This window comes from Thalassomonas sp. RHCl1 (genome assembly GCF_947387555.1).
Taxonomy (GTDB): domain Bacteria; phylum Pseudomonadota; class Gammaproteobacteria; order Enterobacterales; family Alteromonadaceae; genus Thalassomonas.
The window spans coordinates 179751-196115 of record NZ_CANDNZ010000002.1 but is presented as its reverse complement, the minus strand read 5'-3'; the positions used below and the strand labels follow the sequence as shown (position 1 = coordinate 196115).

At 46.0% G+C, this 16365-nt stretch carries 18 protein-coding genes; 1 reads left to right on the top strand and 17 read right to left on the bottom strand.

Features of this window, described 5'->3' with window-relative positions; translation table 11 throughout:
• Window positions 1-7 precede the first annotated feature (7 nt).
• From QL234_RS06935 to yceD, 17 genes are all read right to left on the bottom strand, one after another.
• Window positions 8-769 carry an SIMPL domain-containing protein gene (locus tag QL234_RS06935; protein WP_281557114.1) on the bottom strand — a complete coding sequence of 254 codons (762 nt, stop codon included), beginning with the start codon at window positions 767-769 and terminating at the stop codon, window positions 8-10.
• Window positions 766-1374 carry a DUF2057 family protein gene (locus tag QL234_RS06930; protein WP_281557113.1) on the bottom strand — a complete coding sequence of 203 codons (609 nt, stop codon included), beginning with the start codon at window positions 1372-1374 and terminating at the stop codon, window positions 766-768. The genes QL234_RS06935 and QL234_RS06930 overlap by 4 nt, the downstream gene beginning before the upstream one ends.
• Before the next feature lie 182 nt (window positions 1375-1556).
• The gene (locus tag QL234_RS06925) at window positions 1557-3173 is read right to left on the bottom strand and encodes a HAMP domain-containing methyl-accepting chemotaxis protein (RefSeq protein WP_281557112.1); all 1617 of its coding nucleotides are present in this window, start codon (window positions 3171-3173) and stop codon (window positions 1557-1559) included.
• A gap of 573 nt (window positions 3174-3746) precedes the next feature.
• Complete coding sequence (locus tag QL234_RS06920) at window positions 3747-4976, bottom strand: spore maturation protein (RefSeq protein WP_281557772.1); 1230 nt, start codon at window positions 4974-4976, stop codon at window positions 3747-3749.
• A gap of 397 nt (window positions 4977-5373) precedes the next feature.
• Window positions 5374-6141, bottom strand: coding sequence for a YchF/TatD family DNA exonuclease (locus QL234_RS06915; protein ID WP_281557111.1), 768 nt, complete (start codon window positions 6139-6141; stop codon window positions 5374-5376).
• 62 nt (window positions 6142-6203) lie between these two features.
• Window positions 6204-6530 (bottom strand): PilZ domain-containing protein, encoded by a 327-nt coding sequence (locus QL234_RS06910; protein WP_281557110.1) that lies wholly within the window; start codon window positions 6528-6530, stop codon window positions 6204-6206.
• 10 nt (window positions 6531-6540) lie between these two features.
• Window positions 6541-7533 carry a DNA polymerase III subunit gene (locus QL234_RS06905; protein WP_281557109.1) on the bottom strand — a complete coding sequence of 331 codons (993 nt, stop codon included), beginning with the start codon at window positions 7531-7533 and terminating at the stop codon, window positions 6541-6543.
• Window positions 7533-8165, bottom strand: coding sequence for a dTMP kinase (gene tmk / locus QL234_RS06900; protein ID WP_281557108.1), 633 nt, complete (start codon window positions 8163-8165; stop codon window positions 7533-7535). Before tmk ends, QL234_RS06905 begins: the two co-directional genes overlap by 1 nt.
• 141 nt (window positions 8166-8306) lie before the next feature.
• Entirely contained in the window at window positions 8307-9305 is a 999-nt protein-coding gene (mltG, locus tag QL234_RS06895) for an endolytic transglycosylase MltG (protein WP_281557107.1), read from the bottom strand.
• Window positions 9302-10093: an aminodeoxychorismate lyase gene (gene pabC / locus QL234_RS06890; protein WP_281557106.1), complete on the bottom strand. Its 792-nt coding sequence runs from the start codon at window positions 10091-10093 to the stop codon at window positions 9302-9304. Before pabC ends, mltG begins: the two co-directional genes overlap by 4 nt.
• Window positions 10094-10183: 90 nt before the next feature.
• Window positions 10184-11416 (bottom strand): beta-ketoacyl-ACP synthase II, encoded by a 1233-nt coding sequence (gene fabF / locus QL234_RS06885; protein WP_281557105.1) that lies wholly within the window; start codon window positions 11414-11416, stop codon window positions 10184-10186.
• 139 nt (window positions 11417-11555) lie between these two features.
• A complete protein-coding gene (gene acpP / locus QL234_RS06880) occupies window positions 11556-11789 on the bottom strand; it encodes an acyl carrier protein (protein ID WP_044831639.1) in 234 nt (77 codons plus the stop codon).
• A gap of 177 nt (window positions 11790-11966) precedes the next feature.
• On the bottom strand, window positions 11967-12701 hold the full coding sequence (gene fabG, locus QL234_RS06875; protein ID WP_281557104.1) for a 3-oxoacyl-ACP reductase FabG: 735 nt from the start codon (window positions 12699-12701) through the stop codon (window positions 11967-11969).
• A 2-nt stretch (window positions 12702-12703) separates the two neighbouring features.
• Window positions 12704-13645 (bottom strand): ACP S-malonyltransferase, encoded by a 942-nt coding sequence (gene fabD, locus QL234_RS06870; protein ID WP_281557103.1) that lies wholly within the window; start codon window positions 13643-13645, stop codon window positions 12704-12706.
• Between the two features lie 190 nt (window positions 13646-13835).
• The gene (gene plsX, locus QL234_RS06865; protein WP_281557102.1) at window positions 13836-14864 is read right to left on the bottom strand and encodes a phosphate acyltransferase PlsX; all 1029 of its coding nucleotides are present in this window, start codon (window positions 14862-14864) and stop codon (window positions 13836-13838) included.
• Window positions 14865-14875: 11 nt separating this feature from the next.
• Window positions 14876-15046, bottom strand: coding sequence for a 50S ribosomal protein L32 (gene rpmF, locus QL234_RS06860; protein ID WP_084692570.1), 171 nt, complete (start codon window positions 15044-15046; stop codon window positions 14876-14878).
• 23 nt (window positions 15047-15069) lie between these two features.
• The gene (yceD, locus tag QL234_RS06855; RefSeq protein ID WP_281557101.1) at window positions 15070-15582 is read right to left on the bottom strand and encodes a 23S rRNA accumulation protein YceD; all 513 of its coding nucleotides are present in this window, start codon (window positions 15580-15582) and stop codon (window positions 15070-15072) included.
• A gap of 118 nt (window positions 15583-15700) precedes the next feature.
• Between yceD and QL234_RS06850 the strand changes: the two genes are divergently transcribed.
• Window positions 15701-16297: a nucleoside triphosphate pyrophosphatase gene (locus QL234_RS06850; protein ID WP_281557100.1), complete on the top strand. Its 597-nt coding sequence runs from the start codon at window positions 15701-15703 to the stop codon at window positions 16295-16297.
• Window positions 16298-16365 lie beyond the last annotated feature (68 nt).

The following is a 16365-nucleotide window of genomic DNA, read 5'->3' as shown; positions in this document are numbered from 1 at the left end:
GAATAAATTAAGGAATTATTCTAAAAGAGACGATAACCCGTGCCCGGATCTCTTGCCGGGGATCATCGGAAGCCGTACTCCCCTTTGATAAAGCACTTCCTTGCCCGGCTATACTATTCGGCAATATCACTTCCCTAAGTGAAAACAAAGCTCCCAGTTTAGTACCGGTTTGCCGGGCCAGATGTTCGGCCTTGGTTTTGGCATTAACCACAGCTTTATCTAAAGCTTGTTGATAGTACTGGCGGTATTCATCGGGGTTTATCGGGGCGGGAAAGAAATGCTTGATGCCGTGACTCAGAGCTCTTTGCAAAAACTGCTGGTAGAGGCCGGGATCAGAAAAGTCAATGCTAAGTTCTCGGGACAACTCAAATTTCTCAAATTCACTGTTCTTGTTGCCCGCTGCCGCAGATAAGAAAACCTGGGCAGCTTGTCCCTGGTATAAAGTGTGCGGTACTTCAAGTGCATGAACCTGCACCGCATCATCTTTATATATTGGCCGGATATTCACCGGCTGCCACTGAATACTAGCCCCTGTTATCTCTAAACCGGCTGCTATTTGCTCTATTTGTTTGCTCTGTTGCTCAATAAGCATTTTAGCCTTGCCGATATGACGGCTTTCCTCTTTAAGCACCAGGTTCACTTTCATCCTGTCAGGGCTTAGCATTATTACGCCATCCCCCATAACCTCAATAATATTTTCTCTTTGGGGCTCTTCCGCCCAGGACGGCAAGAAAATCAAGCAGCAGAGAGACAAGAGTAGGAATTTCATGGTTTTACTTCTCCCTGTGCCAGCGAGTCCATTTGCTCTTCTAACAACAAATACTGCATAAATTGCCTTTTTTGCTTTTCACTGGCAAGCAGCCACCAGTGCTTAAGGTGAATTAAGGCATTTTCCCCCTGTCCTGCTATCGGTTTTTCCGGATCTTGACCATGAGGTTCAAATACCGGGTGATTAACCATAAGCCCGGCTTTATACTTCATTAAATCTTGAATAAATACCGGGTGCTCACGGTTTGACGCATCAAGGAAAGTGACATTAAATTTATTGGCAAACCCCCGGGCCTGCTCTTCATCTGCGATCCTGGGAAGCTTAAGGGTAAGCTCATCCTGTTCGCCAACAGTAAAAATAACCACATATGGCTCAGAGATTATCTTGGTATGATCATCATCTTCATAGTTTTCAAAAATATCTTTATATTCCAGCACCAGCAGCTGCTGACCCGGCGTTAGCCGGATATTGCTATCAGAAGCAAAGAATGAATTTTGGTAAGGTTGCCCGTTAATACTGACAATACTGATTTCTTTGGGCAAGTGCAAATTACCGGCAAAAACAGTTCCAGAAAAAAACAATAAAAATAAAAAACTTAGGCGCAAAACAATTTCCCTGATTGCTCAATGACAGATAGTTATTGTGTTATAAACCTTTCACCATAAACTGTAAACCCATTCCCGCCCGCTAAGAAAAATATTTTCCCTGTTTCAGAAAGACTTAAGCGCTTGCTTGCTGATTTTATCACCGACATCTTTAGTTTAAAGTTTTTCCCTAACCTGTTCACCTAAATAATAAATTTTGATGTTGCCTGATCCAGTTTCACCGCATTATTATCCAGGCCGGATGCCACATTACGCATTTCATTCACGGCTTCAGAGGTCTGGCTAAACTTCAAATACATTTCTTCGATATTATTAACCACAACATCAGCCACCACAGATTGCTGCTCGGTTGCAGCGGCAATCTGACCATTCATAGAGCTGATATGTTCAATTTGATGTTTTATTTTATCCAGCGACTCCCCCATTTCACGGGAAATCACTTCATTGTTATTGGCTTTTTCACTGGCTTCATTCATGGACTTTACCGATAAACTCGCTGCTGAGATTAATTTATCTAACAGTTCACGAATTTCCGTGGTAGATAAAGCGGTTCTTGATGCCAAGCTCCTGACTTCATCGGCAACCACGGCAAAACCCCGTCCCTGCTCTCCCGCCCTTGCCGCTTCAATAGCGGCATTAAGGGCAAGTAAATTGGTTTGTTCGGCAATACCATTGATAACATCAAGAATTTTGTTCATATTTTGTGAGTCTTGCGCCAGCTGATTAACGACATCTGAGGCGGTTTCTATGTCCTTGGTCAATTCGGTAGAAACAGCCAAAGACTGCTCTACTTTTGCCATACTTTCATTGGCTTCAATTTCTCCTGCATTGGCGGCATCGGCGGCTTGTGAAGCCGACTTGGTAATATCAGCCACACTTAACTGCATTTCTTCCATGGACTGCTTGGTGGTCTCGGCCACACTGGTTTGTTCACCGACATTTGACTCAACTTGCTGTACCTTCGCCGAAAGCTCCTGGGCGCTATTAGCAAGCGGATTAACAACATTCACAATTTCCTGCACTATGCCGCGCAGCATTTGGGTAAAGTTATTAAAATACTTCACCACACTGCCAAGCTCATCTTCACTGGTCACATGTAACTGATTGGTTAAATCACCGTCGCCTTCTGCCAGTTCTTTTAATGATGCCTCAATAGAAACCACGGAATGGCTGATGGCTTTAGCAATATAAGTACCGAGCACAGACATCAAAATAAGTAATATTAACCCGACAATGATGCTCAAATCCCGGGACTGATCCGAGTTATTGATAGTGGTTTGGATATTCTTTTGAAAATCAGATAACGCTGCCTTTTTTTCTGCTTGTAGTTTTTTTTCCACCTGGCTAAACAAGGTTGACTTCACTTCAATTTTTGGCGTCAGGGCTTCAAAATCAGCACTGCCTTCAATAAAACCCCGGGTTATTTCATCCGATAGCGCATTATATTTGCCCATATTGTCTTTAATGCCCCGATAAGCCGTTAACTCAGGCGCCAGCTCGCTGATCTTTTTAACATTTGCACTGAGCAACTGATAGGTTGTGCCGGCATCAGTGAGTAAGTCTTCATCAGAAAAAGAAACGCTCTGGGTGTAAATTTCATCCAGCCTTTGCCATAAGGTAACATTCTCACTGGTTAAATTAACTAAATGAATGGATACCTGGGCCACCCTTTCAAGCAATACCTGGTTTTTTGCTATCGCATTGATATTTATGATCAGGTTGACCACAAAAATTAATACCGCGATAGCGAGAATGGCGATTATTTTATGAAATATCCGCAACCTTTTGAAAAACAGCATTCACACCTCCAAATGATCTATCTTACTAATTCTACTTTCACGATAATCAAGCCACTAAGATAATTGCCAATGCACAGGCTAAGGCTTAATTAACCGCTATACGGCTCAAATCAGGACATTTGATATCTAACTTATGTCTGAACAAGCAAAAATAAGGAGTAATCTGCCAGAGCAAAACTTTTGGCAGGAAAAATAAGAATAAGCCTTTTGGATTAGTCATCACAAAAAGCAAACACGAAAAGGGATTTCCTTATGACGGGTAAAGTGCGGCGAACGGTTATCATCAAAGCCATGTTCCCCACCACAGGTAAAAGCAAAAATTTCAAAGGCCGGTGATATACCTGCTGCCCGATGCGAATAAAAAACCTGCTTCTGGCCATGTTCAACTCACTTCGATCAAATATTGACGACAGCTAATAACAAAAAACATCGCTTTAAGAAAAAGCGGTGTTTTCTAGTATAGATAAAATAAGAATATTTTCCTGTTATAACAAAATTCTGCCCCGGAAATATTCTCCGGCTGGATTGGGAAATATCCACATTTTCTCATACTCGAAGCAGAGGAAGGAGCTGTTAACCAAAAAACCAATAACAAACAGACATAGCGGCAAGAATACCGCCAAGGTCGGCGATTAATCCGCAACTGACGGCATGACGGCTGTGTCTTATCCCAACCGAACCAAAATAAACCGCCAGAACATAAAAGGTCGTTTCGGTAGAGCCCTGAATAATTGAAGATAAGCGCCCGGCAAACGAGTCCGCGCCAAAGTTATTCATGGTTTCAACCATCATAGCCCGGGCCCCCGAACCGCTTAAAGGCTTCATAAAAGCCGTCGGCAAAGCATCAACAAAGCGGCTGTCAAAGCCCAGGCCGTTAACTAAGCTGCGGATAACATCAACAATCAGATCCAGGGCGCCACTGGCCCTGAATACGCCAATCGCACATAACATCGCCAGCAGGTATGGGATCAACTTAATACTGACTTCAAAGCCCTGCTTGGCCCCGCTGATGAAACTGTCATAGACATTAATGCCACGCTTTATCCCCACCAGCATAAAAGTCACTAAAGTGGACAGGATCAGCAAATTGCCAAGCAAAGATGATTGCGCAGCCAATGCCTGCGAGCCTAAGCCGGCAAAATAAACCGCCAGCGCAGCAACCAAGGCCATGGCACAAGACAAATAAACCAGCACCACACGATTCACTAAGGAAATACGTTGTACAAAAGCCACCGCCATTAAGCCGGTCATGGTTGAAGCAAAGGTTGCCAGCAAGATAGGCACAAACACATCTGTTGGATTGACCGCCCCCTGTTGGGCCCGGTAAACAAAAACCGATACCGGGAAAAGGGTCACCGATGAGGTATTAAGCACCATAAATAGAATTTGTGCGTTGCTGGCGGTATCTTTTTTGGGATTTAGTTGCTGCAGATCCTGCATTGCCTTTAACCCTAAAGGGGTTGCCGCATTATCCAGGCCTAAAAAATTTGCCGACAAATTCATGGTCATCGAGCCCATAGCAGGGTGTCCTTTGGGAACTTCCGGCATTAAACGGCTAAACAAGGGGGAGATCCACTCGGCTAATTTCGCCACAATCCCGCCATGTTCGGCTATCTTCATCATCCCTAGCCAAAAGCTGAGAATACCGAGCAAACCTATGGCGATTTCTACCGTCAACTTGGCCATATCAAAAATAGCGTTGATAATTTGTTCAAATACCAAGGCATTACCGGCAAAAAGCCATTGATAAAGGGCAGAAATAAAAGCAATAAGAAAAAAGCTGATCCAGATCCGGTTTAGCACGAACAAAGTTACCTGTGGTGACGTCAGGAAAATGATCATGCCATATCTGATGTAGGCTGCCCAGCAAAAAACATTTGCCAAACATGTGAATAACTAGTGGATTAACCGTAGATATCCCGGTTAGAGCTTGTTGATAACACCTAAAAGCCGAGGATAAAACCTATCCATTAAAGCTAAGGAAAACATAAAGTTAACAACATTGAAAAATATAAATGAAATTTATTTGCAATAAGTTCGCAATACTTTAGGTTTCCACTACACTTAATTTTACCGGATCATTTAATATCTTTTGTTAATACAAGTTTATTAGCGCAAGGCTCAACCCCATTGAGCCATTACCCTGAGCCCGAAACTGATATGGTTTCGGGCCATTTTTTTATCTGCTATGCAGGAAAAGTTAAAGGGAAAAAAGCCGCTTATAGTTTTCACTCGATAACCGGGCAATGTCTTCTACCGACTGACCGCGGATACTGGCCAGGTGTTTTGCCACTTCGACTACATATGCCGGCTGGTTTTGTTTGCCTCTGTGGGGAACAGGCGCCAGATAAGGAGCATCGGTTTCAATAAGGAATTTATCATCCGGCACTTTTTTCGCGACATCCCGAAGGGCACTGGCATTTTTAAAGGTCACTATGCCGGAAAAAGAGATATAAAACCCCATTGCCATCGCCTGCTCCGCCATTTCCCAGCTTTCGGTAAAACAGTGTAATATGCCCCCCACTTGCTCCGCCTGCTCTTCCCTTAAAATGGTTAAGGTGTCTTCACGGGCATCCCGGGTATGGATGATCAGGGGTTTCGCTATTTTTCTCGCCACCCGGATATGCTTTTTAAAAGCATCAAGCTGTAATGCCTTGGTCTCCGGCGCATAAAAATAGTCAAGACCGGTTTCCCCTACGGCAATAACCCGCTCATGTTGCGCTAATGCCAGTAACTCCTGCTCATCAATTGCTTCTTCCTGGTTCAGGGGATGTGCGCCACAAGATAAACGTACATTGGCATAATCCCGGGTTTTTTCGACCATGGCCGGAAAGTCTTTCAGGGTGACACTGACACATAAAAGCTCATTAACCTGAGCTTGTTCTGCGGCTTTAACGACATTGTCCAGGTTATTGTCAAATTCAGCCAGATCCAGGCGATCTAAGTGACAATGAGAATCAATAAACAAAAATATTCCCCTTAAGTGAATAAACTAAGAAATAAAAAATGGATGTAAGTCAGACAAAAAACTTACATGGTTAAGGTGGGCTCGGACGAATTCAAGTGACGCCCCAGGACTTTTTCAATCTGGTTGCGTAAATTATCAGGATCCTCGACAAAACTGATCCCTATCCCGGGAGGCGTGCCGTTTTGTGCTCCCACCGGGGTTATCCAGCAAACCTTTCCTTTTACCTGCGAACTTTCCAGTGAATCCGGTAAGGCCACTTCAAGCATGATATCGGCCCCCAATTCATAGGCCTCCGTGGTACGGACAAACAAACCGCCGGCTTTTAAAAACGGCATATAGGCCAGGTACAAGTCTTTGTCGTTAACAAACTCTAAACTTATCTCTGTCATATCAGCCTCCTTATTTATCTAGCCTGGTCTCGATATCGACCAGCAGCTTTTCGCTCAGGTAAGCGGCATTTACCTGCACCATAGACTTTAGCTGCTTAATGCAGCCAATAACAAGCTGATAAATGTGCCAAATCGTCTCACTATCGGGAAGCTGCCCGATAGCATCGCCCTGTGCAGTGCCTGTTGCAGCGCTTTTTTCCTCTGCACTGACTAAATTGACCGTCAGTGCAGACCAAGTAAGCCAATTATATTGGCTCCTGGCCATAGTCACAAGCATATACTCCAGCCAGCGAAAAGCATAAGTATTTTCATTTAACAGGGCCAGTAACGCCCCCCGGTTTTGTCTTTTAATGAGAAAATCGAGTAAAGACCCGGTAAATTGCCGAAACTGTTCATGAACCTGCTCATCGGTCAGCTCAGGTAACTGACTGACATTGGCAAAAAGATTCTCTTGTGTTTGTCCCCGGTTAAGGCTTTCAAGCAAAGCCTGCCCCGATAAAGGCCTGATATCGTATAAACGGCAACGACTGGTGATGGTGGGCAATAACATATCCAGATCATCTGAAACCAAGATCAGTATGCAGGATAACCCAGGCTCTTCCAGCGTTTTTAATAAAGCATTAGCGGCTGCTGTGGTCATTTTTTCGGCCATAGGCAGCAAAACAATTTTATTCTTGCCTATATGCGCTGTAGTTTCGACAAAAGCACTGATGCGCCTGATATCATCGACACCGATATTTTTCGACTCGCTGGTCACGCTCAGAAAATCAGGGTAACTCCCCTGATGGTAAAGGCGGCAGGATTTACAGTTGTTACAGGGCGATAGAATGCCCTGGTCTTTACTTTTTTGCGGCTGGCGACACAAAACCACCTGCACCAGCCAGTTTGCCAAAGATAACTTTCCCGCACCGGCGACGCCCGCCAGCAAGATGGCATGAGCTAACCTGCCTTGTTCTAACTGCTGTGACAATAATTGCTGATGCTGTACTAACCAGGTTTGCATTAAGTATTTTCCTGCAGATAATCACCAACAACCGTTGCAATATGCTGATGCACATCCGTCATGCTCTGGCTGGCATCGACAGTTTTAATGCTGCTGTCCCCGCTGACCAGTTCAAGGTACTTGTCATGCACCCGGGTAAAAAAATCAAATTTTTCCTGCTCGATGCGGTCAAGGGCTCCCCTGGCCTGGGCGCGGGATAAGCCGAGTTTGGGGTCAATATCCAGATACAGGGTCAGATCCGGGGTAAAACCTTTAAGGGTGACATCGGCAATCGCCTGGATCACTTTATCATCAAATTCTCTGCCGCCTCCCTGGTAGGCACGGGAAGATAAATCATGGCGATCTCCAATGACCCACTGGCCGCGCTCAAGGGCGGGTAAAATACGATTTTCCAGTAACTGACTGCGACTGGCATACATTAGTAGCAGCTCAGTTTCCTGGGTTAACTTTTCTTCATGCTCGGCAGATTTGACCATGTCCCGCAACGACTCCGCCAGGGGAGTACCGCCGGGCTCGCGGGTATTAATAAAATCAATCTTGTGCTGCTTAAGCAGCTCTTCAATGACCTTTATCGCCGATGATTTTCCGGCACCTTCCATGCCTTCGACAACAATAAACTTTCCACGCTTCATTTACTTCTTACCTAACTTAGCATGAGCAACGAAACACATTGGCTTCGCTCGACTCTTTAAAAATTTCAGCCCCTGCTTTCCCATCCGGGATAAATCCGGATGGGAAAGCAGAAGACTTCTTGACCTTGCAGCCCTTAACAATCAGTGTTTTCCCAATTGATAGCGGCTAACGGCGCGATTATGCTGCGCCAGCGTTTTTGAAAAGACATGAAAACCATCGCCTTTGCTGACAAAATAAAAATAATCGCTGCTTGCCGGATTTAATGCCGCCTTGAGCGAGGTATAACCCGGCATGGCAATCGGCGTTGGCGGCAACCCATTAATGCGGTAGGTATTATAGGCGGTTTTTTCCCGTAAATGGGAGCGTTTTATGTCTCCCTTATACCTTTCCCCAAGACCGTAAATCACCGTGGGATCGGTTTGTAAACGCATGCCCTTGTGCAGACGGTTAACAAACACTGAGGCGATCAGTGGCTGCTCCGCCAACTGACGGGTTTCTTTTTCAATAATCGATGCCATGATCAACGCCTGGTAAGGCGAGCGATAAGGTAAATGCTCAGCTCTTTTTTGCCATAACTCATCCAGGGTATTGCGCATTTTCTTATGTGCTCGCGCCAGGATCACCAAATCTGAGGTTCCCGAGGTATAGGCATAGGTTTCCGGAAAAAACCAGCCTTCGGGGTTTTCAGCATCTAGCGACAGTCGTGCTGCAATTTGTTTTAGCGAAAGCCCTGTTAAAGTCTGCTTTAACCTTGGCTGTTTGGCCAAGAGTTCAAGCCACTGCTTAAAGGTGGAACCCTCGATAAAAGTGACGCTAAACTGATGCTCTTTTCCCTGCACCAAACGGTGGACCAATGCCAGCGAACTCATGCCTGCCTCTACCTGGTAGGTACCCGCTTTAAGCCCGGCAAGCGAGGGGTGCAAACGGATATAGTTGCGAAGGTAAAATCGGGTATCAAGCCAGCCCTTTTTAACCAGCGAGCGGGAAAAAGAACCGGCATGGGTACCGGGTTTAACCGTCAGCAAGGTATCTTCTGCCAACGCCAGGGGTTGCCTGACCTGATATTCAATTAAGGCGTAAACCAAAGCCAGCACCAGCAATAAGGGACATAGCAGAAATAAAAGAACTTTTTTGATCACGAAAAACTACTCTCAAGGGTCAATACCCGGGAGATATCAAGCTCACGGCGGTTAAATACCCGCACCGGCACGACCCCCATCACCGTATTACAAATAAACATGGCTTCAATATCATCAAGCGCCGACAAACCGGCTTTTATTATCTCTACCTGACCAAGTTTTGCCAGCATAGCGGCCCGGGCCAGACCTTCAACCCCGCTATCACTAAGCTCAGGGGTATACCAGTGGCCATGCTGTTGCCAAAAAACATTTGAACAGCTGGTTTCGACAATTTCATCCCTGAGGTTCATCACTAAGAGATCGTCTTCTTTACGCTGATCCAGCTCCTGACGGATAAGCACCTGCTCCAGGCGGTTTAAATGCTTGATCCCCGCCAGCATAGGATTTAAGCCCAGTTTTTGCTCAGCTATACCCAGGGTGATCCCCTGGCGTGCCCACAAAGCATAATGCCCGGGAAAAGCATGTACCTGGATGATCACATTAGGCTCCCCGGCACCAAGGCGTGAATAGCCCCGTCCCCCCTGTCCGGCAGTAATGATCACTTTCATCACCGCCTCTTGATATTGAGCAGCAATTTGCTTAAGTTCGTCACCCAGGGCTGACCAGTCGGGCGCTGTTATCTGCAGCTTACTGCAGCCGAGCTTAAGCCTTGAGAGATGTTCGGCACGCAGTTCAAGGCAGCCTGCATTGATTTTTCCCGTGGTAAAAATGCCGTCACCATAGGCAAATCCCCTGTCGCTGACTGACAAAACAGGTGTCTGTTCGCCGTTGACCTGACAATAAAGCATATAATTGGAATACCAAGATAATAAAAAAGCCTGAATACTGCACTAGTATTCAGGCTTAAGCTGATGACTTCAAGTCAATTTATTGATTAATTAAACTTTCTTAAAGATCAATGAACCATTGGTGCCACCAAAGCCGAACGAGTTGCATAAAACATAATCTAAATTAACATCACGCGCAGTATGGGCAATGTAATCCAGATCACAACCTTCACCCGGATTGTCCAGGTTGATGGTAGGAGGCACGGCATTATGCATCAGCGACTGGACAGAGAAAATGGCTTCCACCGCACCGGCGGCTCCCAATAAATGCCCGGTCATGGATTTGGTCGAGCCGACCATGAGCTTATAGGCATGTTCGCCAAAAACCGATTTTACCGCATTGCTTTCTGCGATATCGCCGGCCGGCGTCGAGGTACCATGGGCATTGATATAACCGATTTGTGATTTATCCAGCTTGGCATCCTTGATGGCATTAGCCATCGCCAGGGCAGCGCCCTCACCGTCCGCCGGCGGCGAGGTCATATGATAGGCGTCGCCGCTCATGCCGAAACCGACTAATTCGGCGTAAATTGTCGCACCGCGCGCCTTGGCATGCTCATATTCTTCCAGCACCATGACACCGGCACCGTCTCCGAGGACAAAACCGTCTCTGTCTTTATCCCAGGGGCGTGAAGCAATTTGCGGCTCATCGTTGCGGGTAGACATGGCGCGTGCGGCACCAAAGCCTCCCATACCTAAAGTGGTAGAGGCTTTTTCTGCACCACCGGCCACCATGGCATCAGCATCGCCATAAGCGATCATACGGGCGGCATGACCGATATTATGCACACCGCTGGTACAGGCGGTAACGATTGAGATATTCGGGCCTTTTAAGCCGAACATAATCGACAAGTGGCCGGAAATCATATTGATAATAGTAGAAGGCACAAAAAACGGTGATAATTTGCGCGGGCTGGTTTTCAGCATTTTTTCGTGGTTTTCTTCGATTAAGCCTAAACCACCTATGCCTGAGCCAACAGCAACCCCGATACGGGAAGCATTTTCCTCATTAATTTCGAGGCCGGAATTTTTTACAGCCTGCACCCCGGCAGCAACACCATACTGAATAAAAAGATCCATTTTTTTGGCATCTTTTTTTGCCATATAATCCTGGGCATCAAAGCCCTTAACCAAACCGGCAAAACGGGTTGGATATTCCGAGGTGTCAAAATGCTCAATAGAACCGATACCGCTTTTGCCAAGCAGTAAATTTTGCCAAGTCGTTTCTGGAGAATTGCCTAAAGGGCTAAGCATTCCAAGACCGGTAACTACAACACGTCGCATAGGATGAGTTGCCTCCGATAGAATTGAATAACGGGATGGAGATCTATGCTTTACCCTCAGGGTAAAGCATATAAAATTATTGAAAATAAACCCCGGTCGAGCACCTGTTTACAGGACTATAATCACCGGGCTATTCACATTACTGGTTTGCAGTAACGTAGTCGATGGCAGCTTGAACAGTCGTGATTTTTTCAGCTTCTTCATCAGGAATTTCTGTGTCGAATTCTTCTTCTAACGCCATTACTAACTCAACTGTGTCAAGTGAGTCGGCGCCTAAATCATCAACAAAAGATGATTCAGTTTTTACTTCTGCTTCACTCACACCCAGTTGTTCAACAGTTATTTTTTTTACGCGTTCTTCGATTGTACTCATTTTTCTTCCTTTGCTAGAAAATGCAATTTTACAAATTGCGTGTAGTGTATTCGGCAACAGCGCCCCATGCAAGCATCTAATTGACTTTTTATGCTGGTCTAACCTGTTGCCTGTCTTATATTTATACTTATTTTATGTTAAGAGCAAGCGTTAAAGACAAGCCCTTAAATAAAATAACTAAACCATGTACATGCCGCCATTGACATGAATAGTTTCACCTGTGATATAGGCGGCGGCATCAGAGGCTAAAAACGCCACCGTAGTCGCAATTTCTTCCGGCTTACCTAAGCGGTTAGCAGGTACCTGGGCAAAAATGCCCTCTTTTTGCTCATCCGTCAATTCCTGGGTCATATCGGTATCGATAAAGCCAGGGGCAACGGTGTTGACTGTGATACCGCGTGAAGCCACTTCTCTTGCCAGCGACTTGGTAAAACCTAATAAGCCGGCTTTAGCAGTGGCGTAGTTGACCTGGCCGGCGTTGCCCATAGTACCGACAACCGAGCCGATATTGATAATACGGCCATGGCGATTTTTCATCATCGGACGCATCACCGCTTTGCTGAGCTTAAAGACAGAAGAAAGGTTGGTTTCAATAATATCCTGCCATTCTTCATCTTTCATGCGCATAAACAAGTTATCGCGGGTAATACCGGCATTATTTACCAGGATATCAATGCCGCCGTGCTGTTCTTTAATGGTGGTAAACATCTCGCTGATGGAGTTATCATCGGTGACATTAAGCACCAGGCCGTTGCCCTGGCCGAGATATTCGCTGATATTGTCAGCGCCTTTAGGGGATGTTGCCGTGCCGATCACCGTAGCGCCAAGCGCTTTAAGTTGACTGGCAATGGCTTTACCTATGCCGCGGCTGGCACCTGTGACTAAGGCAACCTTACCTTCTAATGAAATCATAATTAATCCTGTTTAAATGACGTTAACGCTTTTGTTAATGTGTCGGAATCATTGACAGCAATACAAGTCAATGATTTATCAATACGTTTGAGTAACCCCTGCAACACTTTACCCGGACCAGCTTCAACCACATCCGTGACGCCCTGGGCGGCAACTTTCTCTATGGTTTCAGTCCAGCGTACCGGATGATATAACTGCTTAACCAGGGCCAGCTTAATGGCGTCAACATCGTCTTCAACCTTAACGTCGACGTTATTGATCACCGGGATACTTGGCGTATTGAAGGTGATATTTTCAAATTCAAGTGCCAGCTTATCTGCGGCATCTTTCATTAAGGCACAATGAGAAGGCACGCTCACAGGTAAAGGCATCACCCGCTTGGCACCGGCAGTTTTACATAAATCACCGGCTCTGGCGACGGCTTCTTTATGGCCGGCAATCACCACCTGCCCCGGAGAATTAAAGTTTACGGCAGCAACCACTTCTCCCTGCTCTGCCTCGGCGCAGGCATCAATAATGGCCTGATCGGCTAAGCCGATAATCGCGGCCATGGCCCCGACACCTTCAGGCACACAGGCCTGCATCAATAAGCCTCGTTTTTCAACCAGTTTCACCGCATCTTCAAGTGAGAGCACGCCCGCACATACCAGCGCAGAATACTCACCTAAACTATGACCGGCAAGTACAGCAGGTGTAGCTGAACTTTGTGACTGCCATAAGCGCCATAAAGCGACACTGGCAGTTAATAACGCCGGCTGGGTAAATTGGGTTTGGTTTAATTTTTCCGCAGGTCCCTGGGCAGCCAGCTGCCATAAGTCATAACCTAAAGCTTGTGACGCCTGGCTAAAAGTTGCCTGGACGATATCGTTTTCAGCAAAATCTGCAAGCATACCAACAGCCTGAGATCCCTGTCCGGGAAAAACAAACGCTAAATTATTTTGCATTTTTTAAAACCTAATGAATTTTAAAGTAAAACCAATCCGCAAATAAACTTTGGGATCAGTGATAAAGAATCTGTTCAGAAACAAACGGCCATGATATATAAAAAAAATATAAAATAGCAAACCGGTCGATAGTGCTTATCTTCTCTATTGCCCGTAAAAATACCCGCAACATACTTGCCCCGGGCAGGGTCTAGGGTTTGGGTAACAACCCCTGTTCGAGCTTAGCTTTTATCTTCTCCGGTACCTGCCTTTCAACCTCTTTGACTGCCTCCATAATCGCAGTATAAAAGGCCTTGGCATTGGCATTACCATGGCTCTTGACAACAATTCCCCGCAATCCTATCAAACTTGCCCCGTTGTACTGGTCGGGGTTCAGGGATTTAAGCAGTTTTTTTAAGGCCGGTGTCAACAGTTTGCCCAATAATCGCGCAAAAAAACTCTGATTAAAGAAAACTTTTGCTTTTTCATAAACTAATCGGGCGACCCCTTCACAGGTTTTCAGGGCAACATTACCGACAAAACCGTCACAGACAATCACATCCGCTTTATTGGTAAAAATATCACTGCCTTCAACAAAACCGATATAATTCACCTCGGGGTTGGCGGTCAACTCAGAGGCGGCCAACTTGATATGATCACTGCCCTTGATCTCTTCTTCCCCCATATTAAGCAAAGCCACCTTGGGATGCTTTAATCCGTCCACCTGCTCCGCCAGCACAGAGCCCATCACGGCGAACTGATATAACACGGTGGCATCACAAAAAACATTAGCCCCGAGATCCAGCATAAACACATGCTTGTCTTGCCTGTGTGTCGGCAGCGAAGTAATCAGCGCCGGGCGCTCAACCCCGGGCAAGGTTTTCAGGACAAAATGGGCGATGGCAAACAGGGCCCCGGTGTTACCGGCGCTGACGCAGGCCTGGGCTTTGCCCTGATGTACCAGGTCAACGGCTTTGCGCATAGATGAATTTTTTTTATATCTTAACGCTAAAGAAGGTTTATCCGTCATTTCCACCACTTCTGTGGTCGGGAAAATGGAGAGTCTGGGGTGTTTGCTGAAGGTTTGCTTTTTGAGTTCGGCTAAAATGATATTTTCATCGCCGCACAGGATCAAATGCAGATTGGCTTGTTGCTCGATTGCCATGATCGCAGAAGAGATTGTTATAAGGGGGCCTTTGTCCCCCCCCATAACATCTAACGCTATGGTTAGATTTTTCAACGCAAAGTCGCTTATCTAGCGATTACTTTAACGCCTTTGTAAAAGCCATCAGCTGTTACGTGGTGACGACGGTGAGTCTCACCGGAAACCGCGTCAACTGATAAATTTTCTACAGTTAATGCATCATGTGAACGACGCATGCCACGTCTTGAACGAGACTTTTTGCTCTTTTGAACTGCCATAGTCTACTCCTAAAATCGGTTAATTACTTGAGTTGTTTTAATACATCAAATGGATTCGGCTTCTCTAGCTCTTCCGGCAATTCTCCCCAAACACTGTCTGCAGGCGCTTGACAGTCTTCAAGGGAATGCCTGGGAATCAGGGGAATGGCGAGCAGGAGCTCATCTTCCACCAATTCACGCAAGTTGACTTCACCATTTTCATCTAATTCAATTGCGTCATAATATGACGGCAATTCAGCTGCCGCTTCGGCATTTTTCACCGGACTGAAAGTAAAATCTACCTCCAGTGCCTGCTCATATACCTCAGTACACCGCTGACACGTTAATGCAACTGATGCCGAGCCTTTGCCTGATATAACCACCAGTCCAAGTTCATCCACATTAAAATCTACATTAACTGTAACTTGCCCGTCGCATGGTTCACATGCAGCAAGCAGTCTGTTCATCCCCGACATTTCAAAGATGCCTTCGCACTCCAGCCGACGCTGGGCACTTTTATAAGGGTCTATCGTGATCGGAAGTTTAAGTTTTTTCATAAGGCGCGCATCATAAAGCCAGCAAAGGCATGTGTCAAAAGAAATTAGAGAAATTTGTTTAAAAACGCATGATAGGCCCAATATTAGCATTTATCTGATTATTTTTTGAGTATAAAGAATGAAAACCCTGGTTTTAGCATCCACCTCTCCTTTTCGTAAAAGTATCCTGGCCAAACTGAACCTGCCCTTTGAATGCGGTAAACCCGATATCGATGAAACCGCCGGGGCCGATGAAAGCCCTCAGGCCCTGGTCGAGCGCCTGGCCGGTGAAAAAGCCCGCGCGGTTGCAGCGCAATTTCCCGACGCCCTGATCATAGGCTCAGATCAGGTCGCGGTTTGCGACGGACAAATCCTGGGTAAACCCCATACCTTTGAAAACGGCGTAAAACAGTTAAGTCAGTTCAGCAATAAGGCCGTGACTTTTTATACCGGACTGGCCCTCTATAATAGCAGCACAGGGCAAACCGAGACCCGGGTGGTGCCTTTTACCGTACATTTTAATCCCCTGAGCCAACAGGACATAGAAAATTACCTGCATGCCGAACGGCCTTATAACTGCGCCGGCAGCTTTAAAAGTGAAGGGTTGGGTATTTGCCTGTTTAAAAAACTCGAAGGGGAAGATCCCAATACTTTAATAGGCCTGCCGCTGATCCAGCTGGTGACCATGTTAAAGACCCAGGGACTGGACGTTCTGGCCAACCAGGTTCAATCATAGTCAACAACAGTAAGGCGGGCATTTAACGATTAAAATGCCCGACTCAGATAACAGGTAGTCGGCTGCAG

What these genes read in the sequence shown, in the direction of transcription:
- QL234_RS06925 (WP_281557112.1), bottom strand. Translation starts at nt 3,173, where the DNA reads ATGCTGTTTTTCAAAAGGTTGCGGATATTTCATAAAATAATCGCCATT.
- rpmF (WP_084692570.1), bottom strand. Translation starts at nt 15,046, where the DNA reads ATGGCAGTTCAAAAGAGCAAAAAGTCTCGTTCAAGACGTGGCATGCGT.
- tmk (WP_281557108.1), bottom strand. Translation starts at nt 8,165, where the DNA reads ATGAAGCGTGGAAAGTTTATTGTTGTCGAAGGCATGGAAGGTGCCGGA.
- QL234_RS06935 (WP_281557114.1), bottom strand. Translation starts at nt 769, where the DNA reads ATGAAATTCCTACTCTTGTCTCTCTGCTGCTTGATTTTCTTGCCGTCC.
- acpP (WP_044831639.1), bottom strand. Translation starts at nt 11,789, where the DNA reads ATGAGTACAATCGAAGAACGCGTAAAAAAAATAACTGTTGAACAACTG.
- QL234_RS06910 (WP_281557110.1), bottom strand. Translation starts at nt 6,530, where the DNA reads ATGACAGAGATAAGTTTAGAGTTTGTTAACGACAAAGACTTGTACCTG.
- QL234_RS06850 (WP_281557100.1), top strand. Translation starts at nt 15,701, where the DNA reads ATGAAAACCCTGGTTTTAGCATCCACCTCTCCTTTTCGTAAAAGTATC.
- yceD (WP_281557101.1), bottom strand. Translation starts at nt 15,582, where the DNA reads ATGAAAAAACTTAAACTTCCGATCACGATAGACCCTTATAAAAGTGCC.
- fabG (WP_281557104.1), bottom strand. Translation starts at nt 12,701, where the DNA reads ATGATTTCATTAGAAGGTAAGGTTGCCTTAGTCACAGGTGCCAGCCGC.
- QL234_RS06905 (WP_281557109.1), bottom strand. Translation starts at nt 7,533, where the DNA reads ATGCAAACCTGGTTAGTACAGCATCAGCAATTATTGTCACAGCAGTTA.
- fabD (WP_281557103.1), bottom strand. Translation starts at nt 13,645, where the DNA reads ATGCAAAATAATTTAGCGTTTGTTTTTCCCGGACAGGGATCTCAGGCT.
- pabC (WP_281557106.1), bottom strand. Translation starts at nt 10,093, where the DNA reads ATGCTTTATTGTCAGGTCAACGGCGAACAGACACCTGTTTTGTCAGTC.
- fabF (WP_281557105.1), bottom strand. Translation starts at nt 11,416, where the DNA reads ATGCGACGTGTTGTAGTTACCGGTCTTGGAATGCTTAGCCCTTTAGGC.